This window comes from Salinimicrobium sp. CAU 1759 (assembly GCF_054482715.1).
Genome location: NZ_JBTLRK010000003.1, coordinates 348,062 through 367,089 on the forward strand (window position 1 = coordinate 348,062; position 19,028 = coordinate 367,089).

Consider the following 19,028-nt stretch of genomic DNA (forward strand, 5'->3'; position numbering starts at 1 on the left):
TAATGAAGATCAGGTTCGCGCTGTTTTTGAGAATTTACTAGATGATGACGCTACTGCAGGTGGCGAATTCTCTCCAACTATGGCCGAAATAACTGCGCAATTTAATTCTGGTGATGGAATCGGAACTTATTCCACTACTTATATAATAGAACAAGGTACAGCTTGTGAGGATTCAGCAATACTTTCAGTAACTGTTATTGGAGATAATGCTGCCGGTGAAGATAACACTGATACTGAAATTTGTTTAGATACCGAAAATGTTTCTTCTAGTGAAGTTGAAGAAATATTCATGGCTCTTATTACTGGCGGAATCACAGGAGGTACTTTCAATCCTTCTATTGAAGCATTGAAAACTCAACTCAACAACAGTGATGGTGCCGGAACTTTTAGCACAACCTATACTGTGGGTAAGGGAACGGGATGTGAAGATTCAGCTGAACTTGCAGTAACCATTACTGGTAGTGAAGGAAACGCAGGTGAAGATAATACTGCTACGGTCTTTTGTAGAAGCGAATTAGCAGAAACTGCTAATGAAGATCAGGTTCGCGCTGTTTTCGAAAATTTACTAGATGATGATGCTACTGCAGGAGGAAATTTCGCTCCAACTATGGCCGAAATAACTGCGCAATTTAATTCTGGTGATGGAATTGGAACTTATTCCACTACTTATACAGTAGGACAAGGTACTGCCTGTGAAGATTCAGCAATTCTCTCAGTAACAGTTATAGGAGATGGTGCAGCCGGAGAGGATAACACTAACACAGAAATATGCCTGGATACAACCAGCATTACTTCAAGTGAGGTGGAAGATATCTTTTCAAACCTTATTACTGGTGTTGCGGGAGGTACATTCAATCCGAGTATAACAGAGTTAACAACTCAAATTAACAACAGTGATGGTGCCGGAACTTTCAGCACAACCTATACTATAGGTAAGGGAACGGGATGTGAAGATTCAGCTGAACTTGCAGTAACTATTACTGGTAGTGAAGGAAACGCAGGTGAAGATAATACTGCTACGGTTTTTTGTAGAAGCGAATTAGCAGAAACTGCTAATGAAGATCAGGTTCGCGCTGTTTTCGAAAATTTACTAGATGATGATGCTACTGCAGGAGGAAACTTCGTTCCAAGTTTCGCAGAAATAACTGCGCAATTTAATTCTGGTGATGGAATCGGAACTTATTCCACTACTTATACAGTAGGACAAGGTACTACCTGTGAAGATTCAGCAGTTCTCTCAGTTACAGTTATAGGAGATGGTGCAGCCGGAGAGGATAACACTAACACAGAAATATGTCTGGATACAATCAGCATTACTTCAAGTGAGGTGGAAGATATCTTTTCAAACCTTGTTACTGGTGTTGCGGGAGGTACATTCAATCCGAGTATAACAGAGTTAACAACTCAAATTAACAACAGTGATGGTGCCGGAACTTTCAGCACAACCTATACTGTAGGTAAGGGAACGGGGTGTGAAGAGTCAGCACAGCTTACTATAATCATAAATGGCCAAAACTCAGCAAATGCAGGTGCAGACAATTCTAGAACTGTTTGTAATTCAGAAGTCCGAAATCTTTCAAATACAGGAGTTCGAAATCTATATCTCAATTTACTTGAAGCTGGTGTAGATAGAACAGGAACATTCAATCCTACTATTCAACAGATAATTGATCAGTACAACTTCCAAAGCAATTTTGGTGACTTTACTACAACCTATACTGTTGGAACGGGTGATTGCCAGGATTCTGCTGAACTTACAGTTACTGTGCTGGAAAATCCCAATCCAGGCCAAAGCACTACTGTTAATCTTGAAGAAGGCACAACAGAGACGGTTAATTTATTCGCTGAACTAGGCGAGGATGCAGAAGCTGGTGGCACCTGGACTTTTGATGGAGAAGAAGTTGATGGAACTTTTGATCCTGCAACAGATGAAGAAGGTATATATACATATACCGTAACTAGCGAAAATGGATGTTCCGCTTCAGCTACTGTCACTATCGTAATTGGAACTCAGGAACCAAATTGTCCTGAAGTGACCGAAACTGAGCAAACTTTTTGTGGAGATGCACCAACAGTTGCAGACCTTGCTCCGGCAGGAGTACTTTGGTATTCTTCGGCAGACGGAATGGATGCTCTTGATGCAACTGCTGTTCTTGTAGACGGAACTGTATACTTTGCAGGTCCCATAGAAGGAACCTGTGATGACAGACCTTCTGTTACAGTAACAGTATCTGATAATCCAGCTGCTCCAACAGTAACCGATTTCAACGATTGTGTTGTAACAGGTGCTACTGTAGCAGACCTTGATATTACAGGAGAAGATGGAGCAACTTTTAGTGTTTACTCTGATGAAGCTCTTGAAACTCCAGCTGCAGATACAGATGAACTGGTAGAAGGCACTTATTATATTACTCAAACAAATGCTGCAGGATGTGAATCTGAAGCTGCTGCGATCACTGTAACTCTTGATGACGCAACTGCTCCTACCTTGACAACAGGAGGTGACGTTTTCTGTGAGTTTGATGGTGCAACAATTGCTGAACTTCAGGAAAATGTAACCGCAACCGGTAATATTACTTGGTACACTACAGCTACAGGAACGCAAACAGTACCTCAAAATACTGTTCTGCAAAACAACACTACTTACTACGCAGCTGCCACAGATGCCACAACAGGTTGTGAGAGTTCGCAGAGACTTGCTGTAACTGTTACGTTGGAAGTATGTGAAATCATGATCCCAGAGGCCTTCTCTCCAAATGGAGACGGCATGAACGACAGGTTTGTAGTAATGAACTTGAGCTCTGAATATCCTAACCACAATATGGAGATCTATAATAGATGGGGAGAACCTGTTTATAAAGGTCAGGCAGGAGAAAGCCAGGGATGGGATGGAACTTCAACTGAAGGTTCTTTCGGAAGCGGAGTACTACCGGCAGGTGTATATTTCTACATCCTGTATTTCAACGACGGACAAACAGCGCCAACTCAAGGTAGAGTCTACTTAAGCAGATAATTTTGAAATATTCGAAACACATGAGAAATTCATTTATAAAAATTTTTACAGTTGCTTGCATTACCCTTTTTTCATTAAAGGGTAATGCTCAACAAGATCCTATGTATACCCAATACATGTATAACATGAGCGTGATAAACCCCGCTTATGCTATAGATGACCTGGGAATGCTAAATGTAGGCGGGATCTACAGGAATCAATGGGCCGGAATAGAAGGAGCCCCGGAAACCGCCAACTTTTTTGCCAAAACTGGTCTTACTGAAAGACTGGAGGCCGGCCTATCAATAGTTCATGACGAGATTGGTGATATCGTGAAAGAAAATAACCTTTACGCCGATGTCAATTACATCCTTCCCGTATCTGAAACTTCAAAGTTGTCCTTTGGAGTAAAAGCCGGGGTAACCTTCTTTGACGCAGATCTAACTCGTCTAACTACAAACCAAGGTGGAGATCCCGCAATGCAGAACATTAGCGAAGCTTTTCCAAATTTTGGAGTTGGTGCCTATTGGTTTGGGGATAACTACTATGTAGGTTTGTCTGCTCCAAACATCTTTACTTCAAAGCATCTTGAGAATGAAACAGGATTGGCACGTTTAGGTGAGGAAAATATTCACTACTTCTTAACTGGAGGTTACGTATTTGACCTTAACCAGAATCTAAAGCTTAAGCCTGCATTTATGGCACGAGCGGTAGAAGGAGCACCGCTATCTGTTGATGTTACTGCAAACGTGCTTCTTTATAATCGTTTTGAAGCAGGTGTAGCTTATCGTTTCGATGAAACTATAAGTGGTCTGGTAAACTTCCGAGTGACTCCGGAGCTTAGAATAGGTTACGCATATGATTACACCACAGGTAACCTGAGTGACTTCAATGACGGTACCCACGAGATCATGGTGCTGTTTGACCTTGACCTGCTTGGCCTTTCAAAAGGTTATAACGTATCCCCAAGATTCTTCTAAAACCTAAGAAACATGAAAAAACTTTATACAACACTTTTAGCGATCCTTATCGGATTCTCGGCTGTGGCCCAGAGTTCACAGGTAAAGAAAGCTAACCGCCTATTTAATCAAAGAGCATATATGGATGCTTCTGAAGCTTATAGGTTAGTTCAGGATAAGGATCAAATGGTCCTGCAAAATTTAGGTGATTCCTACTTCTTTACTAACCGAATGGGTAATGCAGCAGAAGCATATCGCGACCTATTTCTGAAATTCAATGACGGCAGCATTGCGCCTGAATACTCCTTTAGATTTGCCCACGCTTTGCGTGCGACCGGAAAGGACGACGAAGCAGATGAGTATTTTAGTCAGTACTGGAATAAAACCGTTGATTTTGAAGAATGGACTTCCAAACTTGACACTGCCGTATCTCATACCTACACTACAAACCAGGTAATGCAGAATGCAGCCTCTAGTGATTTCGGAATCACTTTTATGGGAGATAAAATAGTTTTCGCATCTACCAGAAACTCGAGCCGTCCAATTTATGCATGGAATCAAAAGCCATATCTGGACCTCTATGTTGCCAATATAGATGATGACGGAAAGCTTAGCAACATCGAACTTTTTAACGACAAGATCAATACCGATACCCACGAAAGTTCGGCTGCATTCTCCAGCGATGGAAAGACTATGTATTTTGACCGCACGAACTCAAGAAGAGTAAAAGTAGACTGGGCAGAAGTGCCTGTAGCTACGATTAGGATCTATCGCGCCGAGATGGTAGACGGGGAGTGGACCAACATTGAAGCATTACCTTTCACAAGTGACCAGTATTCTGTTGAACATCCAACCCTTAGTCAGGATGGCTCTACTTTGTACTTTGCCAGTGATATGCCTGGATCAATGGGATCTTTCGATATCTACAGCGTTGCTGTAAACGAAGATGGCACCTTTGGACAACCTGTAAATCTTGGCCCAAATGTTAACACCGCTCACCGTGAGCAGTTCCCTTACATCGCAAATGATGGCACTCTGTACTTCACTTCTGATGGTCATATGGGCTATGGAAATCTTGATGTTTTCAAAAGTGAACAGGAAAATGGCACTTTTGGAAAGGCTCAAAACCTTGGGAACTCTTTAAACAGTGAATTTGATGATTTCGCTTTTGTACTGAAGGAAGGTGAAGAAAAAGGATATCTGGCTTCAAACAGAAGAGGATCAGATAACCTTTACGCTTTCACCAGAGAAGACTATACCCCTCCAATCCTTCCAAAAGAGGAAATGGAGATCAATCCTGAAACCGGAAGAAGACAAATTGCCGGTGTCGGAAATATCTATTTCGACTTTGATAAGGCTACAATTAAGCCTGAGTCTGAACCTACTCTTAATCGTGTAGCAGAGATCATGAAGAACTATCCAATGTTGAAGATAGAGATTGGATCTCATGCCGATGCACGTGGTTCTAACAAATACAACATGGATCTTTCTCAGCGTCGTGCCGAGTCAACTCTTGAGTACCTTGTGAGCCAGGGAATCAGTAGAGATAGACTTGTGCCTAAGGGTTATGGTGAAGAAGTACCATTGAACGATTGTACAAGACCAAATATGTGTACTGAAGCTGAATACGCTCGTAACAGAAGAAGCGAATTCACTGAAATAACCGGAAACATTACTCCTAAACTTCAAGATCAGCCAGAGGCTGCCGAGGATGAGGAAAATTAGGCTACGATTTAACTAACCAGCCAAAGAAAAGGCCCTGAGAGATCAGGGCCTTTTTATTTGCAATATTTGCAATTAAGACCGTTCAAAAATTACTTTTTTGGAGGGTATCCCTGTAGTGCTTCCTCCACCATTTTATCAAACAGTTCCTGCCTGGCCTCTGGACGTGCATCGGGATCATACTTACTATCTACCACAGCCTGCCAAACAAGATCATCAGTCTTTACATCCACAAGGTCAAAAGTCAGTCTTAAATAATTCTCAGGGCCACCAATGGGAATTCCGCCACTTATTCCTACTCCTACGTTTCTGCCTGTACCGCCAATTCCTACCCCAACACTGTTCCTGGTTGGCTCCTGATATTCTTCAGTGTATATATTCAAAAAAAGATCGGGAGAGACATTAGCAGCAAGATTCCGGCTTTCCAAAGCAGATTGGACACTGCTGAAAAGTCTCTTTTCATCCAGTTGACTTAAACCTGTCTGGATTTGGGGGTAAAGTGCAATAGATGAGTAAGAGCTGTAGTCAATATTTTCATCATAATCATAGACAGCACGCGGACCTCCACAAGATTGAAAAAGGAAACAAATGAAAAGGATCTTTAAAAATTTCATAGCGTGTTTTCTTTAAATTTAAAGAAAACACGACTGAAAATGAAGATATTAACAGGAATTAAACAGCTTCCTTATTTAGCATTTCCCAAAGCTTATCCTTGAGCTCCGTAAGACCCTGTTGAGCGACAGAGGAGATAAACAGGTAAGGAGCTTCTAAGTTTTTATCGAGTTCTGCCTTCATTTCCTGCTTTAATTCACTATCGAGCATATCACTCTTTGAGATCGCAATAAGCCTGTCCTTGTCCAGCATTTCAGGATTATAGCGTCTAAGCTCATCCAAAAGGATTTCGTATTGCTTTTTAATATCCTTTGCATCTGCAGGAATTAAAAATAACAATGTTGAATTACGTTCAATGTGCCTAAGGAATCTATGGCCTATCCCCTTTCCTTCAGCAGCACCCTCAATAATTCCGGGGATATCTGCTACTACAAAGGTTTTGAAGTCCCGGTATTCTACAATACCAAGATTTGGTTTGAGGGTTGTGAACTCATAGTCGGCTATTTTAGGCTTGGCGGCAGTGATAACTGACAGTAAGGTTGATTTTCCCGCATTAGGGAAACCTACCAGGCCAACATCGGCAAGAATCTTTAGTTCAAGAGTGATGTCCTGCTCCTCTCCCGGAATTCCGGGTTGTGCATAGCGTGGAGTTTGATTGGTAGAGGATTTGAAATGCCAGTTTCCAAGCCCCCCCTTTCCACCTTCGGCTACAATGATCTCCTGTCCATCTTCTGTGATCTCATGGAGGATTTCCTGGGTTTCTGTATCACGTATAACCGTGCCTAGCGGCACATCTACAACTTCATCCTGCCCATCGCCACCTGTGCTGCGTTGTTTACTTCCGTGCTCCCCGTGGCCTGCTTTGATATGTCTTTTAAACTTTAAATGAAAAAGGGTCCAAAGATTTTTATTGCCTTTGATGATCACATGTCCTCCCCTGCCTCCATCTCCCCCATCGGGACCACCTTTTGCCACATATTTCTCTCTGTGCAGGTGAGCAGATCCTTTTCCTCCATTTCCGGATGCAACGTGGATCTTAACGTAATCAACAAAATTCCCCTCAGTCATTCTAATCTAATTTTCTTCAGCTGGTTTAATTAAACCAGCTGGTCAATAACTTCTTTGAGACGGGCAGTAATTTCATCAATCGATCCTACCCCGTCCACTCCAAAATATTTATTCTGTTTTAAGTAAAACTGCTTTAAGATAGCAGTTTCCTCGTAATATACCTTAATTCTCTTACGAATTACCAGCTCATTGGCATCATCGGGTCTTCCCGATGTTTTTCCTCTTTCCAGTAAACGCTCAACAAGAATCTCATCATCAACCTCAAGGGCGATCATTGCACTTACTTCTGTTCCTTCCTCATGAAGAAATTCTGCCAAAGCTTCAGCCTGAGCAACAGTACGGGGAAATCCATCGAAAATAAAACCATTCCCCTCTTTTGCCTGCCGCACCTCGGCTTTAAGCATATCAATAGTAACACTATCGGGTACCAATTGACCTTTGTCCATATAGGCTTTAGCCAATTTTCCCAGTTCGGTTTCATTTTTAATATTGTACCTAAAAACGTCTCCGGTAGAAATGTGCTTCAGATTGTAATGAGCTTTCAAAATTGACGCCTGGGTCCCCTTTCCTGCACCAGGAGGTCCAAACAACACGAGGTTTGTCATTTTACTATTTTTAAGTTTATAGACCTGGGTAAGGTTTCTGCCCAGTCCATTGTAATCAAGTCCATAACCCACAATAAAATCGTTTGGAATTTCCATCCCCACATAATCTATAGTAAGCTCTTTTTTGTATGAATCCGGCTTATAAAATAAGGTCGCGATCTTATATTGGTTCACCTTTTCCTTTTCAAGGATCTTATGGATGCTCTCCAGGGTATTTCCTGTGTCAACAATATCTTCAATAACTACCACATCCCTACCTTCAAGCGGTACTGTCAACCCCATTAAAGATTCCACGGTTCCGGTAGTGCCGGTACCTTCGTAGGAACTAAGTTTTACAAAGTGGACCTCACAATCCCCCTTAAACCTTTTGATAAGCTCGGCCGAAAAAAGAAAAGCTCCATTAAGAACTCCCAGAAATACAGGTGTTTTTCCATCAAAGTCGGCATTTACCTGCGCAGCCACCTTCTCGATCCCGAGGTTGATTTCGGCTTCAGAAATAAAAGGAGTAAATTGTAGATCGTGTAATTGAACCAAAACAAAATATTTTTGGGAAGCAAAGATACATATTCATTTCAACCTGAAAGGTAACCTAATATGCATTTCTAAATGAATCATACGGCATTTCAGATTTTTAAAATTATTTTTGCTGAAATAGCTCAAAAATGACCAACTACTTTTCTTCAAAATTTACCCTCGGAATTCTTGGTGGCGGGCAATTGGGAAAAATGCTGCTTTACGAGACCCGAAAATTTGACATTCGAACCGTTGTTCTTGATCCCAGTGAAGAGGCACCTTGTAAAATTGCCTGCAACGAATTCTTCCAGGGAGACCTAATGGATTTTGACACCGTTCTTAACTTCGGAAGAAAAGCAGATGTCCTAACCTTTGAAATAGAAGGAGTGAACGTAGAGGCTCTGGAAAAACTGGAGCAGGAAGGGATCAAGGTTTATCCATCTTCCCAAACTTTGAAGAAGATCCAGGACAAAGGCATTCAAAAGAGCTTTTTTGAAGAACATAAAATTCCTACGGCCCCGTTTAAAAGATACCCTTCAAAAATGGCATTTTTGGAAGGTGTTAAAAATGATGAAATTTCCCTGCCGTTGGTCTGGAAAGCCACTACAGGTGGTTATGATGGAAAGGGAGTAGCCGTAGTAAAAGATATTATCACAGCCGAAAAATTTCCTGAAATTGCCTGTATTGCTGAAGAACTTATTCCCTTTAAAAATGAACTTGCTGTAATCGTGGCTCGCAATCCTTCAGGAGAGGTAAAGACTTATCCGGTTGTGGAAATGGAATTTCATCCTGAAGCCAATCAGGTGGAATATGTGGTCTGCCCGGCGAGAATTGATGCTGATGTTGCTCAAAAAGCACGAAAAGTAGCTGAAAAAGTTTCCGCAGCATATCAACATGTAGGTTTACTGGCTGTAGAAATGTTTCAGACCAGAAATGATGAGATCCTGGTAAATGAAGTAGCTCCCCGACCTCACAATAGCGGGCACTACAGCATAGAAGCTGCATTTACTAATCAATTTGAGCAGCATTTACGGGCTATTCTCGACCTTCCGCTGGGAGAAACAGAAAGTAAAGCCGGCGGAGTAATGGTGAATTTGGTAGGGGAAGAAGGTTTTGAAGGAAACGTGGTTTATGAGAATATTTCAGAAATAATGAAACTTAAAGGAGTTACGCCTCACATTTACGGAAAGAACATCACCCGCCCTTTCAGAAAAATGGGTCATGTAACAATAGTAAATGCCGATCTTTCTGAAGCCCGCAGGATCGCTGAAGAAGTGAAGAAGACAATTAAGGTTGTGAGTGAGTAATTTAAAGACAGGTTCAAAGAAAAAAAATATGAGTAAAGTTGGGATCATCATGGGCAGCACCAGCGATATGCCGGTAATGCAGGAAGCAATTGACATTTTAGAGTCTTTTGATATTGAAGTGGAAGTGGATATAGTTTCGGCTCACCGCACTCCGGAAAAACTGTTCGACTACGGCCAGAACGCTCACAAAAGGGGGTTCAACGTAATTATTGCAGGAGCCGGAGGCGCTGCACATCTTCCGGGAATGATCGCATCCCTGTCACCTCTCCCTGTTATTGGTGTGCCCGTTAAATCCAGTAATTCAATAGATGGATGGGACTCGGTATTATCTATTCTCCAAATGCCCGGCGGAGTGCCGGTAGCAACCGTAGCTCTTAACGGGGCAAAAAATGCGGGAATCCTTGCTGCACAAATTTTGGGAAGTGCAAATGAGAAAGTGCTTCAAAAAATAGTCGATTATAAGGAAAGCCTAAAGCAAAAAGTCATTGAAGGTGCCAAAAATGTAAAAAAGTAAAGCCACGCTTTCACGTGGCTTTTAAGTAGCATTTTGTTGTTTTAATAGTATTTATTAACCATTCTAAATATATTAATCAAAAACCTAAAAGCTACTATTACAAATTTTTTCGAAATGTGAAGTAAGTAAAAAATTTAGAAACTTCCGAATTTTTTCAAAAAATTTCGTTAAAGGGTATTTAAAAATTGCAAATCAGATTTGATATGAATCAGAAAAACCCATTACTGGAGCCTTTTGAAACTGCTCCATTTTCCAGAATAAAGACCGAACATTATAAACCTGCAATAGAAGAAGCGATTCGCAGGGCCAAAGCAGATATTGAGAAGATCACCTCTTCCAATGCAGTTCCAACTTTTGAGAATACCATTGAAGCTTTGGAATTTGCCGGGGAAGAACTGGATCGAATCACCAGTATTTTCTTCAATATCAATTCGGCCGAAACCAATGAGGAAATTCAGAAGCTCGCGCAGGAGATCTCTCCGGTTCTAACAGACTTTAAAAATGATGTGATCCAGGATGCTGAACTTTTCAAAAAGGTAAAGGAAGTTTATGACAAGAAAGATTCTCTGGATCTGAATGTAGAGCAGAATACTTTGCTGGATAAAAAGTATAAAATGTTCACCCGCAATGGAGCAAATCTTGATCATGAGAAAAAGAAACAACTACGGGATTTGGATAAGAAGCTGGCTGCACTAAGCCTTAACTTCGGTGAGAACGTACTGGCGGAAACAAATAAATATGAGTTGCACCTCACCAACGAAGAAGATCTTGAAGGTCTTCCTAAAGGAGCAAGAACTGCAGCCAAAATGCTGGCAAGGGAAAAGAACAAGGAAGGTTGGATCTTCAACCTCCACTACCCTAGCTACATTCCTTTTATGAAATACGCCAAAAACAGGGGCCTACGAAAAAAACTTGCTATTGCTTTTGGCGCCAAAGGCTTTCATGGCGATGAATTGGACAATCAAGAAAATGTTTTACAAATTGTAAGGCTTAGGCACAAAAAAGCAAATCTACTCGGCTACCCAACATATGCTCACTTTAAACTGGAGGAACGAATGGCCGAAACTCCCGAAAAAGTCAATTCCTTTATGGAGGAGTTACTGGAAAAAGCCAAACCTGCAGCCGAAGAAGAATTTAAAGAACTGGAAAGCTTTGCCAAAGAGCTGGATAACATAGACCAGCTTGAAAAATGGGATGCCGCTTATTATTCAGAAAAACTGAAGCAAAAACTCTTCGATCTGGATGATGAGCAATTAAAGCCTTACTTCGAATTGAACAATGTCATCAACGGGGTATTCATTGTAGCCGAAAAGCTCTATGGCTTGAAATTCCAGGAGGTTTTCGAAGTGGAGATCTACCATCCCGAAGTAAAGACCTATAAAGTTACAGATGAGGACGGGAACGACATCTCCCTCTTCTATGCCGACTTCCATCCCCGGGAAGGAAAGCGCGGTGGTGCATGGATGACCTCTTACAAATCTCAGTACCGCCAAAAAGAGAAAAATGAGCGGCCGCATATCTCCATTGTCTGCAACTTCACCAAACCTACAGACGAGGAACCTTCTTTGCTTACCTTTAATGAGGTAACTACACTTTTCCATGAGTTTGGACATGCCTTGCACGGTATGTTGGCAGACACGGTTTACCCGAGTATTTCAGGAACCAACGTATTCTGGGACTTTGTGGAACTTCCGAGTCAGGTGCTTGAAAACTGGTGTTATGAAAAAGATGCCTTGAAGCTTTTCGCCAAACATTATGAGACGGGAGAAGTGATTCCGGATGAATTGATCCAAAAGATCAAAGATTCAGCTACTTTTCATGAAGGAATGGCTACCATGAGGCAATTGAGCTTTGGAATGCTGGACATGAGCTGGCACAGCCAGGATCCTTCAGATATTCTGGATGTCAAAGCTCATGAAGAAAAAGCTTTTGAGCCTACGCAACTTTATCCTGAGGTCAAGGAGAATTGTATGAGCACCTCCTTTTCGCATATTTTCCAGGGAGGTTACGCTGCCGGCTATTATTCCTATAAATGGGCGGAGGTACTGGATGCAGACGCTTTCGAATTCTTTACTGAAAATGGCATTTTTGACAGGGAAACTGCAAAAAAATTCCGGGAGACCATTCTTTCGCAAGGAGGAACAGAGCATCCGCTAACACTATACAAACGCTTCCGAGGAAAAGAAGCTGCTCCCGAAGCATTGCTCAGACGAGCGGGATTACTTCCGAAGAAATAATTCAGCCAACAACATCTCACAGTATAACAGGAAAAGGTTTGGTAAAAGTTTAACCAAATCTTTTCCTATTTTTGAGGGAAACCAGCCACGAGATGGAAGAAAATAGCCTTAATCCTGATAAATGGGTTGACCGGTATGCAGATTACCTGTTCAACTATACGATTGTGCGGGTAAATGACAGGGAGGTTGCCAATGATATTATTTCTGAAACCTTTTTGGCAGGTTTGAATTCCATGAAGAATTTTAAGGGCGAGGCTTCAGAAAGAACCTGGTTAATTTCTATCCTCAAGAGAAAGATCATTGACTATTACCGCAAGAACAATTCGGCTAAGGGACAGGCAGAAGTTAAAATAAATTTTCCCAACAGTGAAGAGGAAGGAGACTGGCTGGAAGAAAAAGTAGCAGATCTTTCTCACATGACCGCTGAAGACCAGATGGAGAACCGGGAACTGGGACTTGCCATTCTGGAATGTCTCGATCAACTGAACGAAAAACAGGCTACAATTTTCAAAATGAAAACTATTGAAGGAATAGACACTGAAACTATATGTAATGAATATGATATTACACCGTCTAACCTTTGGGTAATAATTCACAGAGCCAGGACTTCTCTGGCCAAATGTCTTGAGAAAAACTGGTTTTAATATGAAGGGACTGAATCTTATGAAACTAAGTTGCGCAGAAGCAGCAAGTGTTTGCACAAAAGCCGAATATCAAGAGGCCGGTTTGTTTGAAAAATGGAGATTAAGACTTCATCTCTACTTTTGCAGAACCTGTAAAGATTATTACCAGAACAATAAAAAACTTACCGGCCTTATAAAAAAGGCAGATATCAGGCAGTGTTCTTCCCACGAAAAAGAAGTTCTTAGGACTAAGATCAAGAATGGGAATTCAAAAACTTCTTAGCATCACAAGAATAACCAGCCAGTATATAGGAATGGCTTCTATCCAAAATGCAGTGAAATAGCGGGATTGTTTCTCTCTGCTCAACACCACAAACAAGCCGGTAATAATACAAGTAGCTACCAGTGCAAAAGTGGATGTCGATAAAAAATTACCTTTAAGAAACTCCAGAAGGATCACCAGACTAAGTAAAATAAAACCGAATACTTTAGTAGGTGTCACCCCTATTCTTTGAGGTATAGTGCCCAGTTGCTCAAGGTCATATTTTAGATCCCGAATTTCAAACGGCAGGATCCACACCAGGACCAGTAAGAACCGCTGAAGGAACTCCAAAACAAGGTCCTCAAAAATGACATTTTTGGCACCTGTTACCGGCAGAACAACACTTACTCCCGCCCACACAAAGGCTATGATAAAGATCTTAAGTCCGGAGATGCTCCTTAAATTTCGCCGCTTGCTAAAGACCGGAAGGGCATATAAAAGGGTGAAGGCTCCAAATATGACGCTCCAGACAATAGTTTCAAAGCTAAGAAAGAAGATCGTTACTGTGAGTGCGGTGAAACAAATGAGCGTTAAAATCTGAATAAATTTCAGCCTTTTTGCCAGACTCCGGTGGTGCAGTCCTGTTACATCAGCGTATTTCACAAAATTATATCCGGTCACAGTACCAAAAAAGATAAAAAGCAACAGGTTTTCTCTAATTTCGACCTCATATACAAGTATAGTGACAAGGCTTAGTGACACTACCGCCAAAGCCACATGAATGCTGCTATTAATATAGAAATCAATTATTTTTTTCACTCAATTACCCTCCTGTTTTAAAAGCGAAAAACCTTAACAAATCTTGCTGATGTAAATCATTAAAGATTAGGTCTAAATTGTGTAATTTCGCTGCTCAAAACACAACTTTTATTAGATGAATACTTATTCTTTTGCTACACGTCATATAGGCCCTCGCGAGCATGATCTACAGGACATGCTCAAGACAATAGGAGTGGATTCTATGGATCAACTCATTTATGAAACCCTACCCGATGACATTCGCCTGAAAAAGGAACTTAACCTGGCTCCGGCAATGAGTGAAAATGAATACATCACTCACAGCATCTCTTTAGCAGCCAAAAATAAAATTTTCAGGAGCTATATAGGTCTTGGTTATCATGAATCTATTACTCCTCCGGTAATTCAGCGAAATATACTGGAAAATCCGGGATGGTATACTGCTTATACTCCGTATCAGGCAGAAATCGCCCAGGGAAGACTTGAAGCACTCCTAAACTTCCAGACCGTTGTTGCCGATCTTACAGGTATGGAACTGGCCAACGCTTCATTACTCGACGAGAGCACTGCTGCAGCCGAAGCAATGTCGCTGTTGTATGAGGTACGGGAGCGTGAGCAGAAGAAAAATGATGTAAAAAAATTCTTTGTTTCTGAGGCTGTTCTACCACAAACCATAGACGTTCTAAAGACAAGGGCGATCCCCCTTGGAATTGAACTTGTTATTGGAGATCACGAAGAATTTGATTTTTCAAATGATTTCTTTGGTGTCATTCTTCAATATCCAGGCAAACTGGGGCAGGTTTATGATTATGCCGACTTCGTAAAAAAAGCAAAAGAAAATAATATAAAAACTGCAGTTGCTGCAGATATTCTTAGCCTTGTTAAACTTAGAGCTCCGGGAGAGTTCGGAGTTGATGTGGTAGTAGGAACCACTCAGCGCTTTGGGATTCCTTTAGGTTACGGAGGTCCTCACGCTGCTTTCTTTGCAACTAAGGAGGAGTATAAAAGAAATATCCCTGGAAGGATCATTGGGGTTACCAAAGATACCGATGGTAATTTCGCCCTGCGTATGGCTCTTCAAACCAGGGAGCAGCACATTAAAAGAGATAAGGCGACTTCAAACATTTGTACTGCACAGGTACTGCTTGCTGTCATGGCAGGAATGTATGCCGTTTATCACGGACCACGCGGCTTGAAATTTATTGCCGGAAGGGTTCACAGTGCTGCAGTCACAGTTGCTGAAAATGTTGAAAAACTCGGTTTCTCTCAGCTGAATTCAACCTACTTTGATACAGTTCTGGTAAAAGCTGATGCAGCGAAGATCAGGACGATCGCAGAAGAAAATCAGGTTAATTTCTACTATCCTGCTGCAGATGTAGTATCAATTTCTGTTCATGAAGCAACAAATCTGGATGATATCAACACCATCATTTCCATTTTTGCTGAAGCTGCAGGAAAGGAAACCATGAAAGTTTCAGAATTTTCGAAAGAGAATCATATCCCTACTTCTGTAGAGCGTAAAACTGAGTTTTTGAAAAATGATGTTTTCAACTCATATCATTCAGAAACTGAGTTAATGAGATACATCAAAAAACTGGAGCGTAAGGATCTTTCCCTTAACCATTCCATGATCTCTCTTGGCTCATGTACAATGAAGCTGAATGCCGCTGCCGAGATGCTTCCAATAAGCTATCCGCAGTGGGGGAATATTCATCCATTTGTACCTGTAGAGCAGGCAGAAGGATATCAAATAGTTCTTAAGAAGCTTGAAGAACAACTTACCGAGATCACAGGTTTTGCAGGTACTTCACTGCAGCCAAACTCCGGTGCTCAGGGAGAATATGCAGGTCTTATGGTAATTCGTAAGTACCATGAATCAAGAGGTGAGTCTCACAGAAATATCTGTTTGATACCTTCTTCTGCACATGGAACTAACCCTGCTTCGGCGGTTATGGCCGGAATGAAAGTAGTGGTGACTAAGTCAACCGATACCGGGAACATCGATGTTGACGATCTAAGAGAAAAAGCTTTAAAGCACAAGGATAATCTGGCAGCCTTAATGGTCACCTATCCTTCTACGCACGGCGTATTTGAGTCGGCTATTGTTGAGATCATCGATATTATCCATGAATTTGGCGGACAGGTCTATATGGACGGTGCAAATATGAATGCCCAGGTTGGTTTAACCAGCCCCGGTGCCATTGGTGCCGACGTTTGTCACCTCAACCTGCACAAGACCTTTGCTATTCCTCACGGGGGTGGTGGTCCCGGGGTTGGCCCTATTTGCGTTGCGAAGCAACTGGTGCCTTTCCTTCCGGGGAACCCTGTAATTCAAACAGGAGGAGATGATGCCATAACAGCTATTTCTGCAGCTCCATGGGGTTCTGCCCTGGTATGCCTTATCTCTTACGGATACATCAAGATGCTTGGAGCAGAAGGCCTTAAAAGATCTACCCAGTTTGCTATTTTAAATGCAAACTACATCAAAGCCCGTATCGAAGAACATTACAAGACCCTCTATAGCGGAGAATGTGGTAGAGCTGCCCACGAGATGATTGTGGATTGCCGTCCTTTCAAAGCAAAAGGCATTGAAGTTACTGATATTGCCAAAAGGCTTATTGACTATGGCTTTCACGCACCAACAGTTTCATTCCCGGTTGCAGGCACCCTTATGATCGAACCTACAGAAAGCGAAAGTAAAGCTGAATTGGACAGGTTCTGCGACGCATTGATCTCGATTAGAAAAGAGATTGAGGAAGCAACTGCCGAAGAACCAAATAATGTTTTGAAAAATGCTCCGCATACTTTGGGTATGCTAACCGCAGATGAGTGGAATTTCCCTTATACCAGGGAGAAAGCAGCTTATCCACTTGAATATGTAGCTGAAAATAAATTCTGGCCTTCTATTCGAAGAGTAGATGAAGCATTCGGAGATCGAAATCTTATCTGCACCTGTGCTCCCATAGAGGAATATATGGAAGATTAAAAAGTTAAAAGACCGAAGGAACACCACCTTCGGTCTTTTTTTACTCAAACACCCTTAACAACTTCTTAACTAAAAGACAATATTTCTCTTAATTTTTGATCATTAAAAAAATTTTGCCGCGATCTTTTAAAGATGCCGCAAAAGTAAATTTTTAATGCAAAAAATGTAGGGAAACCGGCATAACATTTACTAATTTTGATACTTGTCGACCCTATAAGTGACACAGAATGAGCATAAAAATCACAGGAGTAGGTAGCTACATCCCAAGCAGAATTGAAAAAAATTCAGACTTTCAAAAGCATGAATTTTTATATGAGGACGGATCTAATTTTCCGCAGTCCAATACGGTAATAATTGAGAAGTTCAAGGCTATTACCGGGATTGCCGAGAGACGTTACATACATAACGAACTTAACAACTCCGACATTGCTTATCTGGCAGCTAATAGCGCTATTGAAGACGCTGGAATAGATCCTGAAGAACTGGATTACTTGATCGTTGCCCATAACTATGGTGACGTGCTTCATAACGACATGCAGAGCGATACCGTGCCAAGTTTGGCTACCAGAGTAAAGCACAAGCTTCGTATCAAAAACCCGAAGTGTGTGGCTTACGATATCCTTTTTGGGTGCCCGGGCTGGGTAGAAGCCGTGATACAGGCTAAGGCCTTTATTCAAAGCGGCATGGCAAAAAAATGCCTTGTTATAGGATCTGAAACCCTTTCAAGAGTTGTCGATAAACACGACAGGGACTCCATGATTTATTCAGATGGTGCAGGAGCTACTGTGATCGAAGCCAGTGAAGAAACCGGTGGAATTCTCTCTCATGAAAGTGCAACATATTCCTTTGAAGAAGCAAACTTCATCTTCTTTGGAAAATCCAACAATCGTGAAGCTAAGGATGACCGCCGCTATATAAAAATGCACGGCCGTAAGATCTACGAATTTGCTCTGAGCCATGTTCCGGATGCAATGAGAACCTGCCTTGCGAACAGTGGAAAGAAAATAGAAGACGTTAAAAAAATACTTATTCACCAGGCCAATGAAAAGATGGATGAAGCTATTATAAAGCGCTTTTACAGACTTTATCAAATGCCGGTTCCCGAAGGTATCATGCCTATGAGTATAGATAAACTGGGCAATAGTAGCGTCGCCACTGTTCCTACCCTACTCGACCTCATCCTTAAGGGAAAAATGGAAGGACAATCTTTACATAAAGGAGATGTGATCATCCTGGCGAGTGTTGGAGCGGGAATGAACATTAATGCTATCGTGTACCAGTTCTAGAATGTACGAAAATACCTTTCCGAACAAGCGCTATAAGGAAACCATCCAATTCTTAGAAAAAGTTGCTCCTCCTCCCGCCAGTATTTTGGATCTCGGGGTAGATAATCCTTTTTCGAAAGTAATGCGAGAACATAATTATACTGTCACGAATACTCAGGGGGAAGATCTTGACCTGAATACCGACAGCGTTAAAAATTCTCCTGCAGAAATTGTCACTGCCTTTGAGATCTTTGAACACCTGTTGGCTCCGTTTAATGTCCTGAGAGACATTCAGGCGAAAAAACTGGTAGCCAGCGTACCTTTGAGGTTGTGGTTCTCTCCTGCCTACCGCAGCAAAACTGATAAATGGGATCGACATTTCCACGAATTTGAAGACTGGCAATTCGACTGGTTGCTGGAAAAAGCAGGTTGGGAGATAAAGGAGCGCCACAAATGGACCAATCCGGTAAAAAAGATCGGGATACGACCTCTGCTGCGAACTTTTACTCCGCGCTACTATGCTGTTTATGCCGAAAGAAAAGCATAGTCAAAAATGTCATTTTTG

At 41.7% G+C, this 19,028-nt stretch carries 15 protein-coding genes; 11 read left to right on the forward strand and 4 right to left on the reverse strand.

All coding sequences use genetic code 11. The features are described 5' to 3' along the window. The 3 genes from ACXYMT_RS14920 to ACXYMT_RS14930 all read left to right on the forward strand — a co-directional run. The coding region (locus ACXYMT_RS14920) for a T9SS type B sorting domain-containing protein (RefSeq protein ID WP_459059879.1) at positions 1 to 3,013 on the forward strand (3,013 nt) is incomplete at its 5' end. Positions 3,014 to 3,033: 20 nt separating this feature from the next. Beyond that, entirely contained in the window at positions 3,034 to 3,972 is a 939-nt protein-coding gene (locus tag ACXYMT_RS14925; RefSeq protein ID WP_459059880.1) for a PorP/SprF family type IX secretion system membrane protein, read from the forward strand. 12 nt (positions 3,973 to 3,984) lie between these two features. Continuing rightward, positions 3,985 to 5,676, forward strand: a complete 1,692-nt coding sequence (locus tag ACXYMT_RS14930) for an OmpA family protein (protein ID WP_459059881.1) — start codon at positions 3,985 to 3,987, stop codon at positions 5,674 to 5,676. Positions 5,677 to 5,765: 89 nt separating this feature from the next. Here ACXYMT_RS14930 and ACXYMT_RS14935 read toward each other — a convergent pair whose 3' ends face one another. Genes ACXYMT_RS14935 through ACXYMT_RS14945 form a run of 3 tightly spaced genes read right to left on the reverse strand, consistent with a single transcriptional unit; the run spans position 5,766 to position 8,492 of the window. Beyond that, positions 5,766 to 6,287, reverse strand: a complete 522-nt coding sequence (locus ACXYMT_RS14935) for a DUF4136 domain-containing protein (protein ID WP_459059882.1) — start codon at positions 6,285 to 6,287, stop codon at positions 5,766 to 5,768. A 58-nt stretch (positions 6,288 to 6,345) separates the two neighbouring features. Continuing rightward, positions 6,346 to 7,353 carry a GTPase ObgE gene (obgE, locus tag ACXYMT_RS14940; protein ID WP_459059883.1) on the reverse strand — a complete coding sequence of 336 codons (1,008 nt, stop codon included), beginning with the start codon at positions 7,351 to 7,353 and terminating at the stop codon, positions 6,346 to 6,348. A gap of 29 nt (positions 7,354 to 7,382) precedes the next feature. Further along, a complete protein-coding gene (locus ACXYMT_RS14945) occupies positions 7,383 to 8,492 on the reverse strand; it encodes an adenylate kinase (protein ID WP_459059884.1) in 1,110 nt (369 codons plus the stop codon). 128 nt (positions 8,493 to 8,620) lie between these two features. Here ACXYMT_RS14945 and ACXYMT_RS14950 point away from each other — a divergent pair, with 128 nt between their 5' ends. The 5 genes from ACXYMT_RS14950 to ACXYMT_RS14970 all read left to right on the forward strand — a co-directional run bounded on the left by ACXYMT_RS14950 (position 8,621) and on the right by ACXYMT_RS14970 (position 13,435). Further along, positions 8,621 to 9,778, forward strand: a complete 1,158-nt coding sequence (locus ACXYMT_RS14950; protein ID WP_459059885.1) for a 5-(carboxyamino)imidazole ribonucleotide synthase — start codon at positions 8,621 to 8,623, stop codon at positions 9,776 to 9,778. A 28-nt stretch (positions 9,779 to 9,806) separates the two neighbouring features. After that, positions 9,807 to 10,292: a 5-(carboxyamino)imidazole ribonucleotide mutase gene (purE, locus tag ACXYMT_RS14955; protein ID WP_459059886.1), complete on the forward strand. Its 486-nt coding sequence runs from the start codon at positions 9,807 to 9,809 to the stop codon at positions 10,290 to 10,292. Between the two features lie 203 nt (positions 10,293 to 10,495). Further along, positions 10,496 to 12,529: a M3 family metallopeptidase gene (locus ACXYMT_RS14960; RefSeq protein WP_459059887.1), complete on the forward strand. Its 2,034-nt coding sequence runs from the start codon at positions 10,496 to 10,498 to the stop codon at positions 12,527 to 12,529. A 92-nt stretch (positions 12,530 to 12,621) separates the two neighbouring features. Further along, on the forward strand, positions 12,622 to 13,173 hold the full coding sequence (locus ACXYMT_RS14965; RefSeq protein WP_459059888.1) for a sigma-70 family RNA polymerase sigma factor: 552 nt from the start codon (positions 12,622 to 12,624) through the stop codon (positions 13,171 to 13,173). Between the two features lies 1 nt (position 13,174). Beyond that, positions 13,175 to 13,435 (forward strand): hypothetical protein, encoded by a 261-nt coding sequence (locus ACXYMT_RS14970; protein ID WP_459059889.1) that lies wholly within the window; start codon positions 13,175 to 13,177, stop codon positions 13,433 to 13,435. Here ACXYMT_RS14970 and ACXYMT_RS14975 read toward each other — a convergent pair. Beyond that, on the reverse strand, positions 13,421 to 14,233 hold the full coding sequence (locus ACXYMT_RS14975) for a UbiA prenyltransferase family protein (RefSeq protein ID WP_459059890.1): 813 nt from the start codon (positions 14,231 to 14,233) through the stop codon (positions 13,421 to 13,423). The genes ACXYMT_RS14970 and ACXYMT_RS14975 overlap by 15 nt on opposite strands. A 115-nt stretch (positions 14,234 to 14,348) precedes the next feature. Here ACXYMT_RS14975 and gcvP point away from each other — a divergent pair, with 115 nt between their 5' ends. The 3 genes from gcvP to ACXYMT_RS14990 all read left to right on the forward strand — a co-directional run bounded on the left by gcvP (position 14,349) and on the right by ACXYMT_RS14990 (position 19,010). After that, a complete protein-coding gene (gene gcvP / locus ACXYMT_RS14980; protein ID WP_459059891.1) occupies positions 14,349 to 17,198 on the forward strand; it encodes an aminomethyl-transferring glycine dehydrogenase in 2,850 nt (949 codons plus the stop codon). A gap of 227 nt (positions 17,199 to 17,425) precedes the next feature. After that, positions 17,426 to 18,484: a 3-oxoacyl-ACP synthase III family protein gene (locus ACXYMT_RS14985; protein WP_459059892.1), complete on the forward strand. Its 1,059-nt coding sequence runs from the start codon at positions 17,426 to 17,428 to the stop codon at positions 18,482 to 18,484. A 1-nt stretch (position 18,485) separates the two neighbouring features. Beyond that, positions 18,486 to 19,010 (forward strand): methyltransferase domain-containing protein, encoded by a 525-nt coding sequence (locus ACXYMT_RS14990; RefSeq protein WP_459059893.1) that lies wholly within the window; start codon positions 18,486 to 18,488, stop codon positions 19,008 to 19,010. Positions 19,011 to 19,028 lie beyond the last annotated feature (18 nt).

Bases quoted from the DNA above. Each gene is read 5' to 3' on its own strand.
- ACXYMT_RS14925 (WP_459059880.1), top strand. From the start codon at position 3,034: ATGAGAAATTCATTTATAAAAATTTTTACAGTTGCTTGCATTACCCTT.
- ACXYMT_RS14930 (WP_459059881.1), top strand. From the start codon at position 3,985: ATGAAAAAACTTTATACAACACTTTTAGCGATCCTTATCGGATTCTCG.
- ACXYMT_RS14935 (WP_459059882.1), bottom strand. From the start codon at position 6,287: ATGAAATTTTTAAAGATCCTTTTCATTTGTTTCCTTTTTCAATCTTGT.
- obgE (WP_459059883.1), bottom strand. From the start codon at position 7,353: ATGACTGAGGGGAATTTTGTTGATTACGTTAAGATCCACGTTGCATCC.
- ACXYMT_RS14950 (WP_459059885.1), top strand. From the start codon at position 8,621: ATGACCAACTACTTTTCTTCAAAATTTACCCTCGGAATTCTTGGTGGC.
- purE (WP_459059886.1), top strand. From the start codon at position 9,807: ATGAGTAAAGTTGGGATCATCATGGGCAGCACCAGCGATATGCCGGTA.
- ACXYMT_RS14960 (WP_459059887.1), top strand. From the start codon at position 10,496: ATGAATCAGAAAAACCCATTACTGGAGCCTTTTGAAACTGCTCCATTT.
- ACXYMT_RS14965 (WP_459059888.1), top strand. From the start codon at position 12,622: ATGGAAGAAAATAGCCTTAATCCTGATAAATGGGTTGACCGGTATGCA.
- ACXYMT_RS14970 (WP_459059889.1), top strand. From the start codon at position 13,175: ATGAAGGGACTGAATCTTATGAAACTAAGTTGCGCAGAAGCAGCAAGT.
- gcvP (WP_459059891.1), top strand. From the start codon at position 14,349: ATGAATACTTATTCTTTTGCTACACGTCATATAGGCCCTCGCGAGCAT.
- ACXYMT_RS14985 (WP_459059892.1), top strand. From the start codon at position 17,426: ATGAGCATAAAAATCACAGGAGTAGGTAGCTACATCCCAAGCAGAATT.
- ACXYMT_RS14990 (WP_459059893.1), top strand. From the start codon at position 18,486: ATGTACGAAAATACCTTTCCGAACAAGCGCTATAAGGAAACCATCCAA.